The organism is Pseudomonas sp. BF-B-26 (assembly GCF_019956495.1).
In the GTDB taxonomy this organism is placed as follows: Bacteria; Pseudomonadota; Gammaproteobacteria; order Pseudomonadales; family Pseudomonadaceae; genus Aquipseudomonas.
In genome coordinates this window covers 1-21,432 of the sequence record NZ_JAHBDP010000067.1, presented here as the reverse complement: position 1 = coordinate 21,432, position 21,432 = coordinate 1, and the positions used below count along the sequence as shown (strand labels likewise).

Below are 21,432 nucleotides of genomic sequence, written 5' to 3'. Positions count from 1 at the left end.
GGCTAGTAAAAAAACCCCTCGTAACTGAAAAAAGCACTGGCCGAGTCTTATCACTTGAAATATCGTATACGAAATACAATTAACGAACCGGAGGCAACAATGAGCAAGCGCATTAACTGGAGTGGCGTCTTCCCCGCGGTGACCACTCAATTCAACGACGACTTCTCCATCAACCTGGAAAAAACCCACCAGGTGATTTCCAACGTAATCCGTGACGGCGTGTCGGGCCTGGTGGTGTGCGGTTCGGTGGGGGAAAACACCTCGCTGAGCGCCGAAGAAAAAATCGCCGTGACCGAAGTCGCGGTCGACGCTTCCCGCGGTCGCGTGCCGGTGATTTGCGGTGTGGCTGAATTCACCAGCATTCAAGCGGCCAAGGTGGCCAACGCGGTGCGCCGGGTTGGCGTTGACGGGGTCATGCTGATGCCGGCGCTGGTCTACGGTTCCAAGCCGTTCGAAACCGCCGAACACTACCGCTACGTGGCGAAAAACGCCGACGTACCGCTGATGGTTTACAACAACCCGCCGATCTACAAAAACGACGTCACCCCGGACATCCTGATTTCCCTGGCCGACTGCGACAACGTGGTGTGCTTCAAGGATTCTTCCGGCGACACCCGCCGTTTCATCGACGTGCGCAATGAAGTGGGCGACCGTTTTGTGCTGTTCGCTGGCCTTGATGACGTGGTGCTGGAAAGCATCGCCGTGGGGGCCGAAGGCTGGGTCTCGGGCATGTCCAACGTATTCCCGAAAGAAGGCGAAACCATCTTCCGCCTGGCCAAGGCCGGTCGCTTCGCCGAAGCCATGCCGATCTACGAATGGCTGATGCCGATCCTGCACCTCGACGCCCGTGCCGATCTGGTGCAGTGCATCAAGCTGTGCGAAGCCATCGCCGGTCGCGGCAGTGCCCTGACCCGTCCACCACGCCTGGCCCTGCCGGAAGCCGATCGGGTTTTCGTCGAGCAGATCATGGCCAAGGCCCTGGCCAATCGTCCGGAACTGCCGGACGTCGGTCTCTGAGTGATTGCCGGGCGGGTCCTTGAGGACCCGGCCCGGCTGCCTGTCTCTGCGCCTCTACAGGAAACGTCAGCATGCCCACTCCTCACTGCACCGCCCGCGCAACCACACCCTCGGGACTCAAACGTGTCGTGGCCGCCGCCATGGCCGGCACTGTCGCCGAATGGTATGAATTCTTTCTCTACGGCACTGCCTCGGCACTGGTCTTCGGCCAGCTGTTCTTCCGTCAAACCGACAGCCCGATCGATGGCATCCTCGCCGCCTTCGCCCTGTATGCGGTCGGCTTCCTCGCCCGCCCATTGGGTGGTTTGGTGTTCGGTCACTACGGTGACAAGTTCGGCCGCAAACGCCTGTTGCAACTGAGCCTGGTGGTGGTCGGCATCACCACGTTCCTGATGGGTTGCCTGCCTGGTTTCGATCAGATCGGCTACGCCGCGCCCGTGTTACTGGTGCTGCTGCGGCTGATCCAGGGTTTCGCCTTCGGCGGTGAATGGGGCGGTGCGATTCTGCTGGTGTCCGAACACTGCCCGGACAATCGCCGAGGCTTCTGGGCCAGCTGGCCGCAAGCCGGTGTCCCGGCCGGTAACCTGGTGGCGACCGTCGCGTTGCTGTTGTTGTCGTCGAACCTGTCGGAGGAGCAATTCCTCGCGTGGGGCTGGCGTGTAGCGTTCTGGTTCTCGGCGGTGGTGGTGCTGATCGGCTACTGGATTCGCACCAGCGTCGATGACGCGCCGATCTTCAAGAAAGCCCAGGCCCGTCAGGCGCAAAACAAGCAACAGCAATTGGGCGTGGTCGAAGTGCTGCGTCATCACTGGCGTGCGGTGCTGGTCGGTATCGGCGCGCGGTTTGCCGAGAACATTCTTTACTACACCGTTGTAACCTTCTCGATTACCTACCTGAAATTGGTGGTGCACAAGGACACTTCAGAGATTCTGTTTCTGATGTTCGGCGCGCATCTGCTGCATTTTTTCATGATCCCGCTGATGGGTTATCTGTCCGACCTGGTCGGACGCAAACCGGTGTACCTGACAGGTGCGATCCTCACCGCGTTCTGGGGCTTCATCGGCTTCCCGATGATGGACACCGGCAACAATTGGCTGATCATCGGGGCAATCACCCTGGGCCTGGCGATCGAGTCGATGACCTACGCCCCCTACTCGGCGCTGATGGCGGAAATGTTCCCGACCCACGTGCGCTATACGGCGTTGTCCCTGTGCTACCAGGTGGCACCGATCTTCGCCGGCTCGTTGGCGCCGCTGATTGCCCTCTCCCTGCTCAACAAGTACCACAGCTCGACACCCATCGCCTGGTACCTGGTCGGCGCCGCGCTGATCTCCATCGTCGCCGTCGGCCTGACCCGGGAAACCCGTGGCAAGTCGCTGCACCTGGTGGATAGCGAATCTGCGGCGCGGATCGCTGCCCTGAACAACGCCGAACCCGCCACCGCTCGCCGGGGTGATTCGCTGGCTTGAGCCTGGCGATCAATTGTGGCGAGGGGACTTGTCCCCGTTGGGTCGCGAAGCGGCCCCAAAACCAGTGATCGGCTGCGTCAGGCACTCCCCATTCGTTGAATTTGCGACCGCTACGCGGTCGAACGGGGCGATGCGGCGTCCCGACAAGCCCCCTCGCCACAGTTTTGTGTCCGGCGCGCCTTTGCCTTTGCCCCTTTTCGACAGGAGTTTTTCATGCCCCACATCATCGGCCACAACTACATCGGCGGTGCGCGCAGTGCCGCCGGCAACATTACCGTGCAAAGCCATGACGCCAGCACCGGTGAAGCGCTGCCCTACTCGTTCATGCAAGCCACCGTTGAAGAAGTCGACGCCGCCGCCCAAGCCGCAGCTGCCGCCTACCCAACCTTCCGCAACTTGCCGGCGAGCCGGCGCGCAGAATTTCTCGACGCCATCGCCGCGCAACTGGATGCGCTGAACGATGAATTCGTTACCCTGGTCACCCGCGAGACGGCGCTGCCAACCGGGCGTATTCAAGGTGAGCGCGGGCGCACCAGCGGCCAGATGCGCCTGTTCGCTCAGGTCCTGCGCCGTGGCGATTTCTACGGTGCGCGCATCGACCGCGCTTTGCCCGAGCGTCAGCCGCTGCCTCGTGTGGATCTGCGTCAGTACCGCATCGGCGTGGGCCCGGTCGCGGTGTTCGGTGCGAGCAATTTCCCGCTGGCGTTCTCCACCGCCGGTGGCGACACCGCTGCCGCCCTGGCCGCCGGTTGCCCAGTGGTGTTCAAGGCCCACAGTGGGCATATGGCGACTGCCGAACTGGTGGCCGATGCAATCCTGCGCGCCGCCGAGCAAACCGGCATGCCCAAGGGTGTGTTCAACATGATCTACGGCGCGGGTGTCGGCGAAGCGCTGGTCAAGCATCCGGCGATCCAGGCGGTGGGTTTTACCGGTTCGCTCAAGGGTGGACGCGCCCTCTGCGACATGGCTGCCGCACGGCCTCAGCCGATTCCGGTGTTCGCCGAAATGAGCAGCATCAATCCGGTGCTGGTGTTGCCCGAAGCCCTGAAACTGAGGGGCGAGAAAATCGCCAGTGAACTCGCCGCGTCAGTGGTGCTCGGTTGCGGCCAGTTCTGCACCAACCCCGGATTGGTGATCGGCATTCGCTCCCCCGAGTTCAGCGCATTTATTCAATCGCTCAGCGCGGTAATGGCCGACCAGCCGGGGCAAACCATGCTCAACACCGGCACGTTAACCAGCTACGCCAAGGGCGTGCAGGCGCTGCACACGCATCCGCACATCAGCCACCTCGCCGGTCGTGAACAACAGGGCAAGCAGGCCCAGCCGCAGCTGTTCAAGGCCGATGTCAGCCTGCTGCTCAATGGCGATCCTCTGTTACAGGAAGAAGTGTTCGGTCCGACTACCGTGTTGGTGGACGTGGCCGACAAGGCCGAACTGCTACGGGCGTTGCAGAGTTTGCACGGTCAACTCACGGCCACCCTGATTGCCGAAGCCGGTGACCTGCAAACCCATGACGAGCTGCTGCCGCTGCTTGAACAGAAAGTCGGCCGGGTACTGTTCAACGGCTACCCGACCGGCGTCGAAGTCTGCGATGCGATGGTGCATGGCGGGCCCTACCCGGCCACCTCCGATGCCCGTGGCACCTCGGTCGGCAGCCTGGCCATCGAGCGTTTCCTGCGCCCGGTGTGCTACCAGAATTGCCCGGATGCGCTCTTGCCCGACGCGCTGAAAAACGCCAATCCGCTGGGCATCGCCCGTCTGGTCGATGGCAACAGCCACCGCGAACCGCTGTAAAACCACTCAATCGAGCAGCGACCTCCTGTGGGAGCGGGCTTGCTCGCGAAAGCGGTGTAACAGTCGACAGAAATGTTGGAGGTTACGGCCCCTTCGCGAGCAAGCCCGCTCCCACAGGTTTGGTTGCCCTCCGTTTCTTCAATCCAGCAGGGCTTTCAAGTCGTTGTACAAGGCTTCGGGAATCTGCACGCCCTCCACCAGACTGCGCGCCCGCGCCTCGTAACGCCGTTGCGACGGCAAGCGGGCGCCCTGCCCTTGTATGCTCTGGAACATCACTTCGGCACGGGCCAGGTGCTGCTCGGTGGCCTCGCCGAGAAAGCGTCGCGGATCGAGGGCGATGATCAGCTCGCCGTGGTACGGCGACGACTTGCTGCCCGCGTCGTACGCCAGTGATTCGGCACTGGTCAGGTCACCAATCAACGGCCCGGCGATCAACTCCACCATGGCGGCCAGCGCCGAGCCCTTGTGCCCGCCGAATGTCAGCATCGCGCCGGCATCGAGTACCACGTTCGCATCGGTGCTCGGCTGCCCGTCTGCATCGACGCCCCAGCCTTCGGGAATCGCTTTGCCGGCACGTCGATGCAACTCGATCTCGCCACGGGCAATCGCACTGGTGGCGAAGTCGAACACAAATGGATCCTTGCCCGAACGCGGCCAACCGAAGGCAATGGGATTGGTGCCGAACACTGGCTGACTGCCCCCCGCCGGCGCGACCCAGGCATGGCTGGGATTACACGCCAGCGCCACCAGACCGGCAGCGGTCAGCTGCTCGATCTCGACCCACAGCGCGGAAAAATGCACACAGCGATTGATCGCCAGAGCCGCAATCCCGTTTGCCCGGGTTTTCTCCTCCAGCAATGGCAGGCCCGCCTGAAACGCCAACTGGGAGAAACCACCCGCCGCATCGACCCGCACAATCGAAGGTGCCTGGTCGATCACCCGTGGCTCGGCATCGGCCACCACCTTGCCGGCCCTGAGCGAATTCACACACCCCAATACCCGATACAAACCGTGGGAGGCGCAGCCATCGCGCTCCCCGGCAATCACCGTGGCGGCCACCGCCTGAGCGTGGGCAAGGTTGAAACCGTGGTGCAGCAAGATCGATTCGGCCAGCTCGCGAGCTTCGGCCAGGGACAGTCGTTTCATCATCATCTCCTTGGACAGACCGTCCAGACTGGCCCATTCCAGACGCCACGGCTTGATCGCTTTAGGCCCGGTCGACGACGAATTCGGCATATCCCACCAACAAGCCATTCGTCGGCTGGAGCGCGCACCACCCCTTGACACCGATTGAGCTCTGGGCGAGTATTATTTCAATCGCATACGATACAAACGTATACGACAGACAAATCACATCTATTGAAACGTTGAGGATTCACTCCATGAGCAAGATCGAAAAAGTACTGGTTACCGGCAAGACCCACACCACGTTCAGCGACGCGACCCGTGCCCACGGCAAGCTCGACATCGAGCTGTCGTCGCCAGGTGACGCAAAACCGGCCCACGTGTTCGCAGCCACCCAAGCGCACCCGACCGCCGAGCAACTGTTCGCCGGTGCGTGGTCGGCCTGCTACATCTCCGCCATCGAACACATCGCCAAGGCGAAAAAAGTGGTGCTGCCGGCCGATGCATCTGTCGACATCGAGATTGATCTGGGCCAGTCCGGTCAGGCTTATTTCCTCCAGGCTCGATTCTTTGTCCGCTTGCCGGGCGTGGCACACGACGTCGCCACCGCACTGGCGCACGCCGCCCACGAACTCTGCCCGTACTCGAAAGCGACGCTGGGCAACATCGACGTGGCGCTGAACGTCCTGACGGCGTGAAGATCGCTTTAATTTATTAAATATATCGCATGCGATATAAGCGCATACGAAAACAGTAAACACTCAGGAAATCATCATGAGCAAGATCGAAAAAGTACTGGCCACCGGCAAAACCCACACCACCGTCAGCAGCGCTGGCACTACCTCGCGCGGCCATGACGGCAGCCTCGACATCACCCTGTCGACGCCCGGCATCGCCAAGCCTGCCCACGTGTTCGCCGCTACCCAGGCGCACCCGACTGCCGAGCAACTGTTCGCCGGTGCCTGGTCGGCCTGCTACACCGCCGCCGTCGGGCTGGTGGCCGGTGAGATGAACGTGGTGCTGCCGTCGGATCTGTCCGTCGACATCGAAGTCGATCTGGGTCAGACAGGTCCGGCTTATTTCCTACAGGCTCGATTGACCCTGCGCGTGCCAGGGTTGTCCCACGATATCGCGACGAGACTGGCGCACACCGCCGATCAAATCTGCCCGTACTCGAAAGCGACGCGGGGTAACATTGACGTGGCCCTGAACGTCCTCACGGCTTGACGCACCGCGCGGCGTTGCTATCGATCAGCATTGTCGATATGCCACATATGACGTATGCGCTTTAAGCGCATACGAATTACAAACCCAACTAAACGTTGAGGACTCAACCATGAACAAGATCGAAAAAGTCCTGGCCACAGGCAAAACCCACACGACATTCAGCGACGGCGCCAACTCTTCCCGCGGCCTCGCCATCGAGCTCTCGTCGCCGGGAAACCCTCGGCTGGCACACGAGTTCGCCGCCATTGTGCCGCACCCAACGGCAGAGCAGTTTTTCGCCGGCGCATGGTCGGCCTGCTACACCGCTGCCGTCGAGCTGGCGGCGAAAAATATGCAGGTGACGCTGCCGCCCAATCTGGCCATTGATATTGAGGTCGATCTGGGTCAGACCGGTCCGGCCTACTTCCTCCAGGCCCGGCTGACGCTTCGCGTGCCAGGCTTGACGCAAGCCGTCGCGACGGAGCTGGCGCACGCTGCAGACCAAATCTGCCCGTACTCGAAGGCAACGCGCGGCAATATCGACGTGGTCATCAACGCCCTGACCGCATGATGCACCGTACGACCGGTTCGACTTCCGCCGTCGAGCCGGTCGCCACCGTCAGTTAGAGTCGTTCCGACACAATCGCATACGAGGTATATTTCAGTTTTTGCGAGCCATCCGTCTTTGGCCAACGAGGAAGCACATGAAACCCACAGACAACACCCCTGCTGATCTAAAGCTCTCCGAATTCCTGTGTTTTGCGGTCTATTCCACCAACCTGGCCTTCGGCAAGGCATACAAGCCGATACTCGAACAGCTTGGGCTGACCTATACGCAATACATCACCATCGTCGCGCTGTGGGAGGAAGACCATCAGACCGTCGGCAGCCTTGGCGAGAAGCTGTTTCTGGAATCGAACACCCTGACCCCGATCCTGAAGAAGCTGGAAGCGATGGGCTTTTTGCAAAGGCAGCGCGACCCCGAGGACGAGCGCCAGGTACGGATCAGCCTGACGAAGAACGGTCGACAGCTGCGCGAAAGCCAACCGGAAATGGGCCTCGCCGACGCGACGGGCCTGACGCTCGACGAGTTCACGATTTTGCAGAAGGCGATCGTGAAGTTGCGCGGCAATCTGATCAAATCGACAAAAGCCGGGGAATGAGCCGGCACGCCGATCTGGACATTTTCGTGCGCGAACTAGCGCACCGCCTCATCCCCCACCACCCCGCGCTCCTCCAGCAAGCGCACAAACATGGTCAGGCTTTGCGACACCGTGCCCCGGCGCCACACCAGCCAGGTGCGCAAATAGCGGAACGATTCCGATAGCGGCCAGACGCTCACCGTGGTGCATCCGGGCATGCTGTTGAGCATGCTGCGGGGCATCAGCGCCAGGCCTGCACCGGCGCTGACGCACGCCAGCATGCCGTGATAGGACTCCATTTCGAAAATCTTGCCGGGCACCGCCGCGTCCTTGGCAAACCAGCTTTCGAAGTGATGGCGATAGGAGCAATTGGAGCGGAAGGCGTAGATGTTTTCGCCATTAACATCCCGCGCACGATGGATGGGGAAATGGTTGAGCGGTGCGATCACCACCATTTCTTCCTCGAACGCCGGCACGCCTTCCAGTGCCGGGTGCAGCACCGGTCCATCGACAAACGCTGCCGCCAGTCGGCCCGACAACACCCCGTCGATCATGGTCCCCGAAGGCCCGGTGGACAGGTCCAGCTCGACCTTGGCGTGCTTCTGGTTATACGCAGCCAACAGCTCAGGGATGCGCACCGCAGCGGTACTCTCCAGTGATCCCAACGGAAACGATCCTTGCGGCTCTTCGCCCACCACCGTCGCGCGAGCCTCCTGGACCAGGTCGAGGATGCGCCGGGCATAGTCGAGAAAACTCCAGCCGGCCGGCGACAGGCGCAGACGGCTCTTCTCGCGGATAAACAGGTCCACGCCCAGATCCAGCTCCAGCTGCTTGATCCGCGTCGTCAGGTTCGACGGCACCCGATGGATGTGCTGAGCCGCCGCGCTGATGCTGCCGTGTTCGGCGACGGCTTTGAAAATTTCCAGCTGAACCAGATCCAAGTCATTCTCCAAACGTGAACGATATGCTCAGTATTATTCAGTTTCCAGAAAACAAACGCCACCGTAACCTGAGCGCATCCCCACCTCGCAGGACGGTGCCATGACTCAAGTTTCCAGCCTCACCCATGCCATTTCGATCAACCCCGCCTACGGCGAGCAGATCGGCCACTACCCTTTCGAATCCGCATCAGCACTGGACGCCGCCCTGTCCCGCGCCGCTGCCGGGTTCCGCGCCTGGCGCAGCAAACCGGTTGATCAACGCTCGCCGTTGTTGATCGCCCTGGCGAAGGCATTGCGCGACAACGCCGCCGCGATGGCGAACATGATCACCCTGGAAATGGGCAAGCCGATCACTCAGGCGCGCGGCGAAATCGAAAAATGCGCGCAACTCTGCGAGTGGTACGCCGAACACGGCCCGGCGATGCTGAACGCTGAGCCGACGCTGGTTGAAGGTGGGAAAGCGCGCATTGAATACCGCCCACTCGGCCCGATTCTCGCGGTGATGCCGTGGAACTTCCCGATCTGGCAGGTTCTGCGCGGCGCCGTTCCAGCGTTGATCGCCGGCAACACCTACGTGCTCAAACATGCGCCCAACGTGATGGGCAGCGCCTATCTGTTGCGCGAAGCCTTCAAGCAAGCCGACTTTCCCGAAGGTGTCTTCGAAGTCATCAATGTCACGCCGGACGGCGTCTCCAGCGCAATCGCCGATCCCCGTATCGCAGCAGTCACCCTCACTGGCAGCGTGCGAGCCGGCATGGCCATCGGCGCTCAAGCCGGTGCGGCGCTGAAGAAGTGCGTGCTGGAACTGGGCGGTTCCGATCCGTTCATCGTGCTCAACGATGCCGACCTCGACGAAGCGGTCAAAGCCGCCGTGATTGGCCGTTATCAGAACACCGGGCAAGTTTGCGCAGCGGCCAAACGCTTGATCGTCGAGCAAGGCATCGTCGAGGAATTCACACGTAAGTTCGTCGAAGCCACGCAAAAACTGGTAGTCGGTGATCCACTGGCCTCCGACACCTACATCGGCCCGATGGCCCGCTTTGATCTGCGTGATGAACTGGATCAACAGGTGCGCGACACCCTGGAAGAAGGCGCGACGCTGTTGATGGGCGGCAAGAAGGCTGAAGGCCCCGGCAACTTTTACGAGCCCACGGTGTTCGGTGATGTCACCGACCAGATGACCTCGTTCAAACAGGAGCTGTTTGGCCCGGTGGCCTCGATCATCACCGCACGCGATGCGGCCCATGCTCTGGCACTGGCGAATGACAGCGAATTCGGTCTCGCCTCAACCATTTACACACGCAACGTCGAGCTTGCCGAGCAGATGGCCGATGAACTGGAAACCGGTGGTGTGTTTATCAATGGCTATTGCGCCTCCGATCCGCGTGTCACTTTCGGCGGCGTGAAGAAAAGCGGTTTTGGCCGTGAGCTCTCGCATTTCGGTGTGCGCGAATTCTGCAATGCCCAGACGGTGTGGCTGGATCGGCACTGATTGCATAACGATGTCCGGGAGCCCTTTGGCTCCCGGGCTCACGTGCTATTCGTTCAGGTAATACAGTTTGTTCACAATCATCCAGCGATAGTTGATGTTCAGTAGCGACAGATAATCGGTAAAGCGCATGCCGAGATATTCATCAATGACTTTTACCGCGGCGGCATCGCCCGTGATATCGATGCTGAGTACTTCCCAAAATGGTTTGACCTCTTTGGGCGCCGGCCCTTCGGCCTTGATCGCGCCGATAAATTCCTCCAGCGATAACCATTCAAGCTTGTCTTCGTAATGGCCAATGATGCGGCAAGCAGGATGAAAGGCTTGTCGCAGCAAGGCTTCATCGGCGAACACCATGCCTTCCACATAATTACGGACCACCACGTTGATGTGTTCTTTAGCCAGCGATTGAGTCGTCATGTCATACCTCCAGCGTTCTCGTCCTCGCACCGCCGGATCAGTTTGTTCGAACGTCTATTCCACCCTGAAAGTCTAGCACCGCGCGCCTGACCGTCCTGGACGGCGACTATGATGATGAGGGTCACTTGCCTTTCGAGGAGCTGAGAGATGTCGCTGACTCTTTACTACCATCCGTTGTCGTCGTTCTGCCACAAAGTGCTCATCGCGCTCTATGAAAACGCTGTCGACTTCGAAAAGCGGATCATCGATCTCGCCAACGATGCAGACAGAACAGAGCTGCAAGCGCTGTGGCCGTTCGGCAAGTTCCCGGTCATCCGCGACCATGCTCGCCAACGCAACGTGGCGGAGACCACGATCATCATCGAATACCTGGACCGATTTTATCCGGGTGAACATCCACTCGTTCCCAACGATTGGGACACCGCGCTGGAAGTCCGTCTGTGGGACCGAATCTGCGACCACTACCTACAAACGCCGCTGCAACAGATCGTGCTCGATCGCATCCGCGACGCTCACGGCGATTTGACCAGAGAACGTTCCACACTGCGGACAACGTACGGCATGCTCGACCACCAGATGGCGTCGAGAATCTGGCTCGCCAGTGCAGATTTCAGTCTGGCCGATTGCGCCGCGGCCCCGGCGCTTTTCTATGCCAGCACGCTCGAGCCGTTCCCCGACGACTATGGCCACTTGAAAGCCTATTTCGACAGACTGATGAACAGGCCGTCCGTCCAGCGGGTCATTGACGAAGCCAGGCCCTGGTTTTCGTTTTATCCATTTGAAGAGGCGATCCCGAAGCGATTTCGCCAGCCGCCGGACAACACCTGACCGGCCTCGAAAGTTCGCCTACCCCACCACGTCAATCAACTGCTCGCGCTGCGCCCCCGTCAGCATCGGACCAAAACCGGCACCGGCATTTTCCGCCATGTAACGCGGGTTGCTGGTGCCGGGGATCACGCAGGTCACCGCCGAATGCGTCAGCAGGAACTTGAGCGCCAGTTGCGCCCAACTGTTGACCCCCACTTGCGCGGCCCAACCCGGTAGCGGTTTGCCCTTCAAGCGCGCGAGCAAATCACCGCCGCCGAAGGGCCGATTGCAGATCACCGCCACGCCCCGCTCGCGACACAGCGGCAGGATGCGTTTCTCGACGCCACGATCGTCCAGGGCATAGTTGATTTGCAAAAAGTCCAACGGCTCGGCCTTGAGCACCGCTTCCACCTCGTCATACGCCGACGCCGTGTAATGGGTGATGCCGATGTAACGAATGCGCCCTTCTTCCTTCCATTTGCGCAGCGTGGACAAATGGGTTTTCCAGTCCAGCAGGTTGTGAATCTGCATCAGGTCGATCCGGTCGGTCTGCAGCAGCTTGAAAGACTGTTCCATCTGCGCGATGCCTTCTTCGCGACCACGGGTCCACACCTTGGTGGCCAGAAACGCCGGCGAGCGCGGCTCATGAATCGACAGCAGCTCACCGGTCGTCTGTTCAGCGCGGCCGTACATGGGCGAACTGTCGATCACCTTCCCGCCCTTCTCGAACAACGCACGCAGCACCGCAGGCAGTTGCTTGTAGGCCGGACTTGAAGGCTCGACATCAAAACCGCGATACGTGCCCAGCCCAACGATCGGCAAGCGTTCGGCGCTGGATGGAATGGCCCGGGTCAGCATGTTCTTGCCTCCTGTTTCGGTCGACGGCGTGGATGCTGCAAAAGCCGGATCGAAGGTGAAAACCGCCGAAGCACCGGCAGCCAGCGTGAGTATTTTTCGACGCGTGTAGCCATCAGTGTGGCTCATGAAATTGCCCTTCCACATTTTTGCTGTCAGCCACGGTCCACTGCACTTCTCGCGCCGCACGCACGAGGCGGGCCACATCAGCATAGCTACCCGCGACTGCGCCGCTCTTTCCGACGGCAGGACGTTGAGCCATTTCACAGCGATGGGCCGGGCGCCCTCCCGGTGCGTCGCGCGATCGGTCTACTACACTCTGACAGCGATCAAGCGATAGCCGTCTTCAGGCCAGAGCCGCCAATGCCGCCCACTAAAGTTAGCCGAATGCCACGCATCCTGGTGTCAACCGTCGTCATCATCGCCGTCGTGTATCTGGCGCTCTGCGCTGCGCTGTTCGTGTTCCAGCGCGCCCTCATCTACTTCCCGCAACCCCGCGCCGTCGGCACCTCGGCAACGCTGCTCACGTTATCGGTCGACGACGCGCAGGTGCTGGTGTCTGTCAGGCCTCACGAGGGGCCGAACGCGTTGATCTATTTCGGTGGAAATGCCGAAGATGTCTCCCGGAGCCTGCCTTCGTTTTCCGCAGCCTTTGCCGATCACGCCGTCTACTTGCTGCACTACAGAGGCTACGGTGGCAGTTCCGGATCGCCCTCCGAGGAGATGATTTCGCGCGACGCCCTGACCTTGTTTGATCTGGTCTACGCCACCCATCCACACATTACGGTGGTCGGTCGCAGCCTGGGCTCGGGCGTCGCCGTGCGCCTCGCCAGCCAACGCCCGGCGGCGCGTCTGGTGCTGATCACGCCCTACAACAGTGTTGAAGAACTCGCCGCCCGGCAGTTCCCCATTTTCCCGGTGAAGTGGTTGCTCAAGGACACCTTTGAATCCTGGAAATACGCCGCCCACATCACGGTGCCGACGCTGTTGATCGCGGCGGAGCACGACGAAGTGATACCGCGTTCCAGCACCGAGCGGCTCTTCACGCATTTCGCCAAGGGGGTGGCGTCGCTGAAGGTCATACCGGGTACGGGGCACAACTCGATATCCGAGAGCCCCCAGTACCTCAAGGTGTTGGGCGCTGGTTTGTAAATGGCGGCGACTAGCGCAGCGACCGGAACGCGGTGCGAAGCTCCTCGGTAAACAGCTGCGGCTGTTCCCAGGCCGCGAAGTGGCCGCCCTTGTCGGCCTGGTGGAAGTAGATCAGGTTGCTATAAGCGCGCCGGGCCCAGGTTTCTGGCGGGCAGTAGACATCCTCTGGAAACACAGTGACGGCCACCGGCAGCGAAATCTCGGTGGTCTTCTGTGCGGCCGAAGAAAGCGGGCTTCGCCCCATGTTCTCCCAGTAGAGCCTGGCTGCCGAGGCGGCGCTATTGGTCAGCCAGTAGAGGGTGATGTCGTCCAGCACTTCATCCTTGGTCGGTGACTGTTGGGGGTCGGCGCCGTATGTCCACCGGGCAAAGCCTGGATGCACGAGCATGAGCGCGGCGAGGAAGGCCGGTGAATCCGTCGCGCCGTAACCGATCATCTGCGGCCGCGCGGCCATCATCGCGCTGTACGCCAGGTTCCCCTGTTTGACGAGCGTGGCGACGGCGTCGTAGGTCGCGCGTTCCTTGTCGGAAAATCCCGCCGGTGCCGGTCCGCCGACAGCGAGCGCCGCGCTCGCTTCCGCCGGTATCGTGGCGGGCAGGTTAAGGTGAATGCCGCGCAACCCGGTCGGCGCCTGGCGCGCCATCGCGCTGGTAATGGGCGCGCCCCAGTCGCCACCTTGGGCGACGTAGTGGGTGTACTCGAGGCGCTGCATCAGCTGCGCCCAGACCCGCGCGATGTGGTCCGGGTCCCAACCGATACCACTCGGTTTGCCGGAGAAGCCGTAGCCAGGAATGGACGGAATCACCACATCGAAGGCATCTGCCGCATTGCCCCCGTGCGCGGTCGGATCGGTGAGCGGACCGACGACCTTGATGAACTCGAACACCGAGCCTGGCCAACCGTGGGTCATGATCATCGGCAAAGCGTTCGGGTGCGGGGAGCGCACCCAGATAAAGTGGATCTCGACCCCGTCGAGGGTGGTCACGTACTGCGCCAGAGTATTGAGCTGCGCTTCGGCCTTGCGCCAGTCGTAGTCCGTGCCCCAATAGCGAACCAGCGCCTGCAGTTGTTCCAGCTGTGCGCCCTGTGATCGATCGGAAACCGTCTCTTTGTCCGGCCAGCGGGTCGCCGCGATACGGTTGCGCAGATCGGTGAGGTCCTTGTCCGCAACATTGACGTGGAAGGGTTGAATGACCTGGGGATCGGCGGCGGGAGCGGCGCTGGCAAGGGCAGAGACGCAAAGCGCGAGGGTCGCGATAGCGACCGCGAATGGGTGCTTCATCTTCATTACCTCAGTTGAGGGTCACGATGAGTGATGAGTGTGCGCTTATCGGTCACCGAAGACGCTTTACCAACCGGCCAGAGAACGCATTGGGTAATGCCATATCGCAAGGGCGAAAGCTTCGCCACGCGTCAGGGCGCTTGCGTAATCTGCAGCGGACTGGACCTTTCAATATAGATGGCGGTGGGCGACTTCGGGCTATGAATAGGCACCAATCACCCACTTCACTTTTTCCAGTGCCTCCCGCAGTGCGCCCATCTCTGCCGACCCCAGCGCCAAGCGAATCGCATGCGGTACATGGGCAGAAGTCGCAAAAGGCTCAGCGGTTGAAATCGCGACTTTTTCACGCAGCAGCGCCGCGGCGATCTGGTCGGCCCTCGCATCTTCAGACAGAGGCAGCCAAAGAAAATAGGACGACGGGTGGCGAATGCAGGGAAGGCCCGTCAGCACTTCTGCGGCGATGGCTTGCCTGGCCTGCGCATCCTGGCGTTTTTCAGCTTCCAGTTGCATGACGGTGCCATCGTCGAGCCACGTGCTCGCAATCGCCGTCAGCACACCCGGAGTATTCCAGGTGGTCGCCCTGATCGTGCGCTCCAGCGCGGGGACTTTTTCGGCCGGGGCGGCGACGAAACCTACGCGCAGTCCGGTGGCCACACTCTTGGAGAGTCCTGAAACGTAAACGGTCCGCTCGGGTGCGAGTTGCGCTATCGGTGCCGGCGGGTTCTCGGCAAGGAACGCATAGGCGGCGTCCTCGATGATCAGCAAGTCATGCTTGCGCGCAATCGTCACCAGCGAATCGCGCTGATCGGCACTCATCACCCACCCCAGTGGATTGTGCAGCGTCGGCATCGAGTACACCGCCCGCACGCGGCGACTTCGGCACAGACGGTCCAGCGCCTCCAGATCAGGCCCCTGTTCGGTCACGGGAATGGGCACGATTTCAAGGTGCAAGGCTTCGGCCAGCACGATGAACCCTGAATAGGTCAGCGCATCCGCAGCAATCACATCACCGGGTTGCAGCAGCGCCATCATCGTCACGGCCAGCCCATGCTGAGCGCCACTGACTATCAGCACTTGCTCGGCCTCCACCGTCAGCCCTCGGGCGAGTAAATGACGCGCCACCGAGGCGCGCTCATGCAGGCGCCCGGCGTGTGGCTGGTAGCGCAACAGGGATTCCAGATCACCGCCCGAGGCGAGTTGGCGCAGGGCATTTCGCAAGAGTTCTGCCTGCCCTGGCAGCGAGGGATAGTTGAAGTTGAGGTCGGTCATTCCCACGGCAACGTTCTTCTGGTCGATGCCCAAGCCCGGCGGCAAAGACGTCTCCCGCACGAACGTGCCTCGCCCCGTCTCGCCGCTGACCAGGCCCATGGCTTCGAGCTCTGCATAGACCCGGCTGGCGGTCACCAGCGCCAGCCCTTCTGTCGCCGCCAGTTGGCGATGCGTCGGCAAGCGCGTGCCTGGCAACAATCGGCCAGACCGGATGTCAGCCGCCAAAGCATCCACTAATGACTTGTACCGTGAGCGAGGCATGTCGAGATGTATCCATGACAATTTTTTGATTGTAGTGATCATCGACCATACGATGGATCTCTGCAAATTCAGAGAGCCCTCACATGGAACGGACCCTGCAAAACCCAACAACGGAAAAGACCGCGAGCGGATGGCTCAACGGGTTCATCGGCGTGCTGATTTTCAGCGGCTCGCTGCCGGCCACACGGCTGGCCGTGCTGGAATTCGACCCGGTGTTTCTGACCGTTGCCCGAGCGGCGATTGCCGGGCTCCTGGCCCTTTGCATGCTGGTGCTGTTTAAAGAAAAACGTCCGGCCAAGCATCAGCTTATGCCTTTGGCGATCGTGGCAATGGGCGTTGTAGTGGGGTTTCCGCTGCTGACGGCGCTGGCGCTGCAGTACGTGACGTCGGCGCATTCCATCGTCTTCGTTGGCCTGTTGCCACTCGCCACTGCGGTGTTCGGCGTGTTGCGCGGCGGGGAGCGTCCACGGCCGGTGTTCTGGTTCTTCTCAGTGCTGGGCAGCGCGTTGGTCGTCGGGTTTGCCGTCTCCCAAGGCCTGACCGCTTCGCCGACTGGCGACATCCTCATGCTGCTGGCCATCCTCGCCTGCGGGCTGGGTTATGCCGAAGGTGCGAAGCTTTCAAGAACCCTCGGAGGCTGGCAGGTGATCTCTTGGGCATTGGTCCTGTCGCTGCCCGTCATGGTCCCGCTGACCTGGTTCATGGCCCCGGCTTCGTTCTCGGGAGTCACCCCAGCCGCGTGGTTGAGCCTGGCTTACGTGTCGCTCTTCAGCATGCTGATCGGCTTCGTATTCTGGTACCGCGGGCTGGCCCAAGGAGGGATTGCCGCCGTCGGCCAGCTGCAACTGCTGCAGCCGTTTTTTGGGTTGGCGCTGGCGGCCACGCTGCTTCACGAGCACGTCAGCATCGGCATGCTGGGGGTTACCGTCGCGGTGATCCTTTGCGTGGCCGGGGCGCGAAAGTTTTCGAAGTGAGCGAGCGCGACAAGCGTTGCTGCCAGTTTCCGCCATTGGCGCGCTGGCAGGCTTCTTCAGAATCGAACTGCACATGGGCCGATACCGGGCTGACGAGAACGTCCGCTTCGCGTAACGCAACGGCAGTCAACTCGAACATGCGCTCGCCCTGCCCGCTGGCCAGCGCCTGATCCTTGTTGGCCTGCGTATCGAAGACCCAGATGACCCGCAGACTGGAGGGAAACAGGTCGTAGTCGATCTCGTGGGTCAGCCAGCAGAACCCGACGATGTCCACTTTGGCCGTCTCACACGCCTCGGTCAGGGTGGAAATCAGGCGACGCTCGATCTGCGCCTGATCGCGTTTGCTCAACGGCATGGGTGAATCCTTGTGACGGGTAAAAAGAAGCCATCATACGACACCTCCATGTCCTCTTTGACGGACGCACTGATGCCACCGCAAATATGTCTCTTTCGCCCGTGAACCTTGTGTTGAAGCGCCAGTCATAGCCGAGCCGTGAATTCCACTTGCCCGCTCAGAGCTATTCATCCATGCGCCAAACCCGCCTGTTCGTTCGCGTTGCCTCGCTCTGTTTCATTCCTCTGTTTTCCCTGTTCGCCAACCCCGCCCACGCCGGTGCTGAAAGGCAGTTGGTGGAAGCCATCAACGACTACCGCGCTCATCCCGATCGATGCCTGGGGCGCGCGGGTCGTGCGTTATCACCGCTGGCGTTGAAGTCGAACCTGGCTTTGCCGATCGGCTATGGCGGCGGTTTGCGCGATCGATTGAAGGCGTCCGGCTATCAGGCGGTGACCGTTCGCACGATTCGCGTGGTCGGGGCTCAGGATGCCGATGAGGCCTTCGACATGCTCCAGAGCGATTACTGCGGGGCGTTGCTCGATACCCAATATGCCGACATTGGCGTCAGTCGCGCCCGGAGTGAATGGCAGGTGGTGCTGGCGCAGCCCGTGCTGGACAGTCGCGTGGGTGATTCGCGTGCCGTCAGCAAAGCGTTGCTGGCACAGGTCAATGCGGCACGCTCCACGCCGCGACTTTGCGGTCGTCAGCGCTTCGCCGCCGCACGGCCATTGGCCTGGAACGCAGCCCTGGGCGTAGCGGCGCAAGGGCACAGCAAGGCGATGGCCTACGGCAATTACTTCGCCCACAAGGACCCCGACGGTGACATGCCCGCAGACCGGGCCAGAGCCGCAGGTTTCCGTGGCCGGCAGATCGGCGAGAACATCGCCGCCGGCCAGGGCTCACCGAGCAAGGCCATGTCGGGCTGGCTAGCCAGCCCGGGACATTGCGCCAACCTGATGAACCCGATGTTTACCCAGATGGGCGCAGCCTATGCGGCGGACGCGCGCAGTGATGAAGGCGTTTACTGGACGATGTTGTTTGGCGCGCCTTGAATGATTGAGCGGCGCCTTATTCAGGGGCGCCGCACCGCCCTCACCTTTCCACTGCCACCGCCGCCGCAGAAAAACTGATCGCCACCATCCGATTCAAGCCCCGACACCCCGACGCCGGCCGGCAGCTTCACGCTCTCCAACACCTCGCCGGTGGTCGAATCGATATGGCGTAATTCACTCTCGTCTTCTTCCCAGGTGCCATGCCATAACTGACCGTCGACCCAGGTCACCCCGGTGACAAAACGATTGGATTCAAGGGTGCGCAGAATCGCGCCGGTCTCGGGATCGATCTGATGGATCTTGCGATCCCGATACTCGCCGACCCAAAGCGTCCCTTCCGCCCACGTCAGCCCTGAGTCACTGCCGCCAGGCGCCGGAATTGTCGCGAGTACACGGCCGGTCTGCGGGTCAATTTTCTGGATGCGATCCTCGGCGATCTGGAACAGGTGCTGGCCGTCGAAGGCGGTGCCGGCATGGGCAGCGACATCGATTGAGCGCAGTGTCTTGCCGCTCGCCGGGTCCAGGGCGTTGAGTTTGTCGCCGGTGGCAAACCACACGTGCCGGCCGTCCCAGGTGACGCCGTGCACCTTGTCGACACCGGCAAAGGGTCCATATTCACGAACGATTTTGGCTGCTGACTGTTTCATGTTGGCATTCCTCGTTACGGGTGGGTGACGTTCATCCTAGTCACCCGGCAGTGGCACCGGGAGTAACAAGGTCGTCGCGAAACCCGGCACCGGCGGGGTCATCCAGCGACGCGCCCGACCGCGACCGAACGACTGCACCTTGCCCGCGCGGGCCAGTTCGTCGAGTGCCCGTTGCACCGTGCGCTGGCTGACGCCAAGGGCCAGCGCCAGGGCCGAGCTCGACCACGACTCACCATCGACAAGGAAAGCGAACACCGACCCGTGCTTCTCTTCGACGTGTTGCGCCAGCACCACAACGTCGGAGGCAACCAGCGACACCAGGGCAAACCCGCGCTGGGTAGCCGTCACACCGGCCAAGGGTTTCAGCGCCGCGCGCAGTCGCCCGACTTCGACTCGCAACCGCGCGCGAAGGGACTCATCGGCATGCTTCAAACGAAAGGCCCGGGCAATCAGCATTTCCCTCGACACGTCGGCTGGCCACGCTTCGGCCAGTGCCCGTGCGAGGGCGAACAAGACAGGGCGTGTGGCGAGGGAGACCGACATGCCGGCGCCACGCACCACGTAGCGACAGGCGTCAACGACCAGCGACGTGGACGCGAGCAACGCTTCAACCTCCTCCAGCAACAGAGGCCGTTCTTCGCCATGGGCAATCAAACGCGCGACGGGCGTGTTCAGGACAAGGGCAGCGTTTTCCACCTCGGCCGTCAGCGCAGGAATATCGGCATCGCGCGCAGCGTGCTCGGCCCTTGTGAGTGCAGACCGCGCCTTGTTCGTCTCGAGTCGTCGCATCGCGATCCCCGCCACGACCAGTTCGTGGGCGGCGCGCAATGCCGGCGGCAATGGCGCGGGGTCAAGCTCGGCGAGCAGCACGTCAGCCTCTTCGAGATGCCCGATCAGCAGCAAACGCCGAATCTGCAGATACCGCGCATGAGCGGCGTTCACTCGATCGCCGTGCGTCTCAAGCGTCACCCGCGCTGACTCGAGCGCCTTCACCGGCCAGCCCAACTCCCGGGAGGCCAGCGCGATCTCGGCCTCGGCGACCACACAGCGCGCCCGAGCCAAGGCCTCCTTCGGACCGAAGGCCCGCGCCGCCCTCTGCACCAGCGCCTTGGCTCGCACCAGATCGCCGAGTTGCGCCATCGCAATCCCGCGCAACGCCAGCGCCGGCGCATCGTCGCGCAATGCGACCCGGTTCAGCGCGCCGAGCGGATCACCCGCTGCCAGTGCATGCGCTGCGGCCGTGATCAGCGAGTCCATCGCAATCCCGCCACCGTTGTCACTCCCACTGTCGGATGTTCGCTGTTGAGTCTATCTCACGATGCGCCATCACGAGGGCGTGACTCTAAAGCCGCAAGTACCTGCCCCGCCGCAGGGAAATCCTTAAGCGGGTATCGGTTTTTCTTATCGGTGATTTAAAACGGTTGCTCAGCCTGAGGAACTGCGCGCTTTTGTTTGCACAGCAAAACCACACACTCGCTGACGAAGGCGCCGACCACCGCCAATGCCATGTCTTTCTGTGAGTCCCAGGGATCGTTCTGCGCACCGACGAAGGCACGCGAAGTGTCGTCGCCCAGGTAGGCGCCGCCGATCCATTCCACCATTTCGTAAATGGCCGACGTCGACAGAATGATGTTCAACGCCATAAACACCAACCAGAAACCCCGCAACGGCGTCAGGCGCACCAACACTTCTCGAATGGGATAAACCATAAACAGCCCATAACTCAAATGGACCAGCCGATCAAAATGATTGCGCTGCAACCCCAGCGCTTTATCGAGGCTGACCCCGGTCAAGGCTGAACACCACTGGTCGTACGGCACTTTGGCATAGGTGTAGTGGGAACCCAGTTCGTGAATGCACAGGAAAACGAATACCAGGCTGATGGCAACCGCCGACAGGCGAAACCGGCCAGAAACCGCCACCAGTGTGCCCACCAGGAACAGCACCAACAGGTTTTCCAGTGCCCAATCCACTCGGCTGCGGGGTGAATAACCCGACACCACGACGATCAACACAAACAGCATCAGCAGCGTCAGGTCGTATCGCTGGTGTGCCTTGGGCTGCATGGTTTGAGTTCCTCAGTCGGAGAGTGAGTCCTTCTACAGGGATCAATTGATCGCGAGTCCGGTTCACGCCCACCGACAAAAGGTTGCCCTCACAACGTCATCGTCCCGCCGCCCACCCCGGCTGCCG

Annotated in this window: 22 protein-coding genes; 12 read left to right on the top strand and 10 right to left on the bottom strand. The window is 61.5% G+C overall.

The features are described 5' to 3' along the window. The first annotated feature begins 99 nt into the window (after nt 1-99). From KGB03_RS11735 to KGB03_RS11725, 3 genes are all read left to right on the top strand, one after another. Nucleotides 100-1,017 (top strand): dihydrodipicolinate synthase family protein, encoded by a 918-nt coding sequence (locus tag KGB03_RS11735; RefSeq protein ID WP_059402454.1) that lies wholly within the window; start codon nt 100-102, stop codon nt 1,015-1,017. A 71-nt stretch (nt 1,018-1,088) separates the two neighbouring features. Further along, complete coding sequence (abaF, locus tag KGB03_RS11730; protein WP_223527143.1) at nt 1,089-2,486, top strand: fosfomycin efflux MFS transporter AbaF; 1,398 nt, start codon at nt 1,089-1,091, stop codon at nt 2,484-2,486. Nucleotides 2,487-2,699: 213 nt separating this feature from the next. Then, nucleotides 2,700-4,280, top strand: a complete 1,581-nt coding sequence (locus tag KGB03_RS11725) for an aldehyde dehydrogenase (NADP(+)) (protein WP_223527142.1) — start codon at nt 2,700-2,702, stop codon at nt 4,278-4,280. A 138-nt stretch (nt 4,281-4,418) separates the two neighbouring features. On the opposite strand, the gene KGB03_RS11720 is transcribed toward KGB03_RS11725, so the two are convergent. Continuing rightward, nucleotides 4,419-5,426: an Ldh family oxidoreductase gene (locus KGB03_RS11720; RefSeq protein ID WP_111449110.1), complete on the bottom strand. Its 1,008-nt coding sequence runs from the start codon at nt 5,424-5,426 to the stop codon at nt 4,419-4,421. 236 nt (nt 5,427-5,662) lie between these two features. Here KGB03_RS11720 and KGB03_RS11715 point away from each other — a divergent pair, with 236 nt between their 5' ends. The 4 genes from KGB03_RS11715 (at nt 5,663) to KGB03_RS11700 (ending at nt 7,774) form a co-directional block, all read left to right on the top strand. Continuing rightward, nucleotides 5,663-6,103: an Ohr family peroxiredoxin gene (locus tag KGB03_RS11715; protein WP_223527141.1), complete on the top strand. Its 441-nt coding sequence runs from the start codon at nt 5,663-5,665 to the stop codon at nt 6,101-6,103. A 76-nt stretch (nt 6,104-6,179) separates the two neighbouring features. Beyond that, nucleotides 6,180-6,632 (top strand): Ohr family peroxiredoxin, encoded by a 453-nt coding sequence (locus KGB03_RS11710; RefSeq protein WP_223527140.1) that lies wholly within the window; start codon nt 6,180-6,182, stop codon nt 6,630-6,632. Between the two features lie 109 nt (nt 6,633-6,741). Continuing rightward, complete coding sequence (locus KGB03_RS11705) at nt 6,742-7,182, top strand: Ohr family peroxiredoxin (protein ID WP_111448669.1); 441 nt, start codon at nt 6,742-6,744, stop codon at nt 7,180-7,182. 133 nt (nt 7,183-7,315) lie between these two features. Beyond that, nucleotides 7,316-7,774 (top strand): MarR family winged helix-turn-helix transcriptional regulator, encoded by a 459-nt coding sequence (locus KGB03_RS11700; RefSeq protein ID WP_111448670.1) that lies wholly within the window; start codon nt 7,316-7,318, stop codon nt 7,772-7,774. 35 nt (nt 7,775-7,809) lie between these two features. Here the strand turns inward: KGB03_RS11700 and ptrR are convergent, their stop codons facing one another. Further along, nucleotides 7,810-8,694: a putrescine utilization regulator PtrR gene (ptrR, locus tag KGB03_RS11695; protein ID WP_223527139.1), complete on the bottom strand. Its 885-nt coding sequence runs from the start codon at nt 8,692-8,694 to the stop codon at nt 7,810-7,812. Nucleotides 8,695-8,794: 100 nt separating this feature from the next. Between ptrR and KGB03_RS11690 the strand changes: the two genes are divergently transcribed. Next, a complete protein-coding gene (locus KGB03_RS11690) occupies nt 8,795-10,186 on the top strand; it encodes an aldehyde dehydrogenase family protein (protein ID WP_223527138.1) in 1,392 nt (463 codons plus the stop codon). A gap of 45 nt (nt 10,187-10,231) precedes the next feature. On the opposite strand, the gene KGB03_RS11685 is transcribed toward KGB03_RS11690, so the two are convergent. Further along, nucleotides 10,232-10,603 (bottom strand): nuclear transport factor 2 family protein, encoded by a 372-nt coding sequence (locus KGB03_RS11685; protein ID WP_111448673.1) that lies wholly within the window; start codon nt 10,601-10,603, stop codon nt 10,232-10,234. A gap of 147 nt (nt 10,604-10,750) precedes the next feature. On the opposite strand from KGB03_RS11685, the gene KGB03_RS11680 reads away from it, so the two are divergent. Continuing rightward, complete coding sequence (locus tag KGB03_RS11680) at nt 10,751-11,431, top strand: glutathione S-transferase family protein (RefSeq protein WP_223527137.1); 681 nt, start codon at nt 10,751-10,753, stop codon at nt 11,429-11,431. Between the two features lie 18 nt (nt 11,432-11,449). Here KGB03_RS11680 and KGB03_RS11675 read toward each other — a convergent pair whose 3' ends face one another. Beyond that, nucleotides 11,450-12,394 (bottom strand): aldo/keto reductase, encoded by a 945-nt coding sequence (locus KGB03_RS11675; protein WP_223527136.1) that lies wholly within the window; start codon nt 12,392-12,394, stop codon nt 11,450-11,452. Between the two features lie 234 nt (nt 12,395-12,628). Between KGB03_RS11675 and KGB03_RS11670 the strand changes: the two genes are divergently transcribed. Further along, nucleotides 12,629-13,417 (top strand): alpha/beta hydrolase, encoded by a 789-nt coding sequence (locus KGB03_RS11670; protein ID WP_223527135.1) that lies wholly within the window; start codon nt 12,629-12,631, stop codon nt 13,415-13,417. 10 nt (nt 13,418-13,427) lie between these two features. Here the strand turns inward: KGB03_RS11670 and KGB03_RS11665 are convergent, their stop codons facing one another. Then, the gene (locus KGB03_RS11665; RefSeq protein WP_223527134.1) at nt 13,428-14,699 is read right to left on the bottom strand and encodes an epoxide hydrolase family protein; all 1,272 of its coding nucleotides are present in this window, start codon (nt 14,697-14,699) and stop codon (nt 13,428-13,430) included. A 198-nt stretch (nt 14,700-14,897) separates the two neighbouring features. Beyond that, nucleotides 14,898-16,229, bottom strand: coding sequence for a PLP-dependent aminotransferase family protein (locus tag KGB03_RS11660; protein WP_218538566.1), 1,332 nt, complete (start codon nt 16,227-16,229; stop codon nt 14,898-14,900). A gap of 83 nt (nt 16,230-16,312) precedes the next feature. Between KGB03_RS11660 and KGB03_RS11655 the strand changes: the two genes are divergently transcribed. Then, nucleotides 16,313-17,203: a DMT family transporter gene (locus tag KGB03_RS11655; protein WP_223527133.1), complete on the top strand. Its 891-nt coding sequence runs from the start codon at nt 16,313-16,315 to the stop codon at nt 17,201-17,203. Here the strand turns inward: KGB03_RS11655 and KGB03_RS11650 are convergent. Beyond that, nucleotides 17,151-17,558, bottom strand: coding sequence for a hypothetical protein (locus KGB03_RS11650; protein ID WP_223527132.1), 408 nt, complete (start codon nt 17,556-17,558; stop codon nt 17,151-17,153). The two genes, KGB03_RS11655 and KGB03_RS11650, sit on opposite strands and share 53 nt — an antisense overlap. A gap of 173 nt (nt 17,559-17,731) precedes the next feature. On the opposite strand from KGB03_RS11650, the gene KGB03_RS11645 reads away from it, so the two are divergent. Further along, nucleotides 17,732-18,592: a CAP domain-containing protein gene (locus tag KGB03_RS11645; RefSeq protein ID WP_223527131.1), complete on the top strand. Its 861-nt coding sequence runs from the start codon at nt 17,732-17,734 to the stop codon at nt 18,590-18,592. 20 nt (nt 18,593-18,612) lie between these two features. On the opposite strand, the gene KGB03_RS11640 is transcribed toward KGB03_RS11645, so the two are convergent. The 3 genes from KGB03_RS11640 to KGB03_RS11630 all read right to left on the bottom strand — a co-directional run bounded on the left by KGB03_RS11640 (nt 18,613) and on the right by KGB03_RS11630 (nt 21,305). Further along, complete coding sequence (locus KGB03_RS11640) at nt 18,613-19,239, bottom strand: glutaminyl-peptide cyclotransferase (RefSeq protein ID WP_223527130.1); 627 nt, start codon at nt 19,237-19,239, stop codon at nt 18,613-18,615. Nucleotides 19,240-19,275: 36 nt separating this feature from the next. Further along, nucleotides 19,276-20,496, bottom strand: coding sequence for a GntR family transcriptional regulator (locus KGB03_RS11635; RefSeq protein WP_223527129.1), 1,221 nt, complete (start codon nt 20,494-20,496; stop codon nt 19,276-19,278). Nucleotides 20,497-20,651: 155 nt separating this feature from the next. Then, nucleotides 20,652-21,305: a DUF2238 domain-containing protein gene (locus tag KGB03_RS11630; protein WP_223527128.1), complete on the bottom strand. Its 654-nt coding sequence runs from the start codon at nt 21,303-21,305 to the stop codon at nt 20,652-20,654. Between the last annotated feature and the right edge of the window lie 127 nt (nt 21,306-21,432).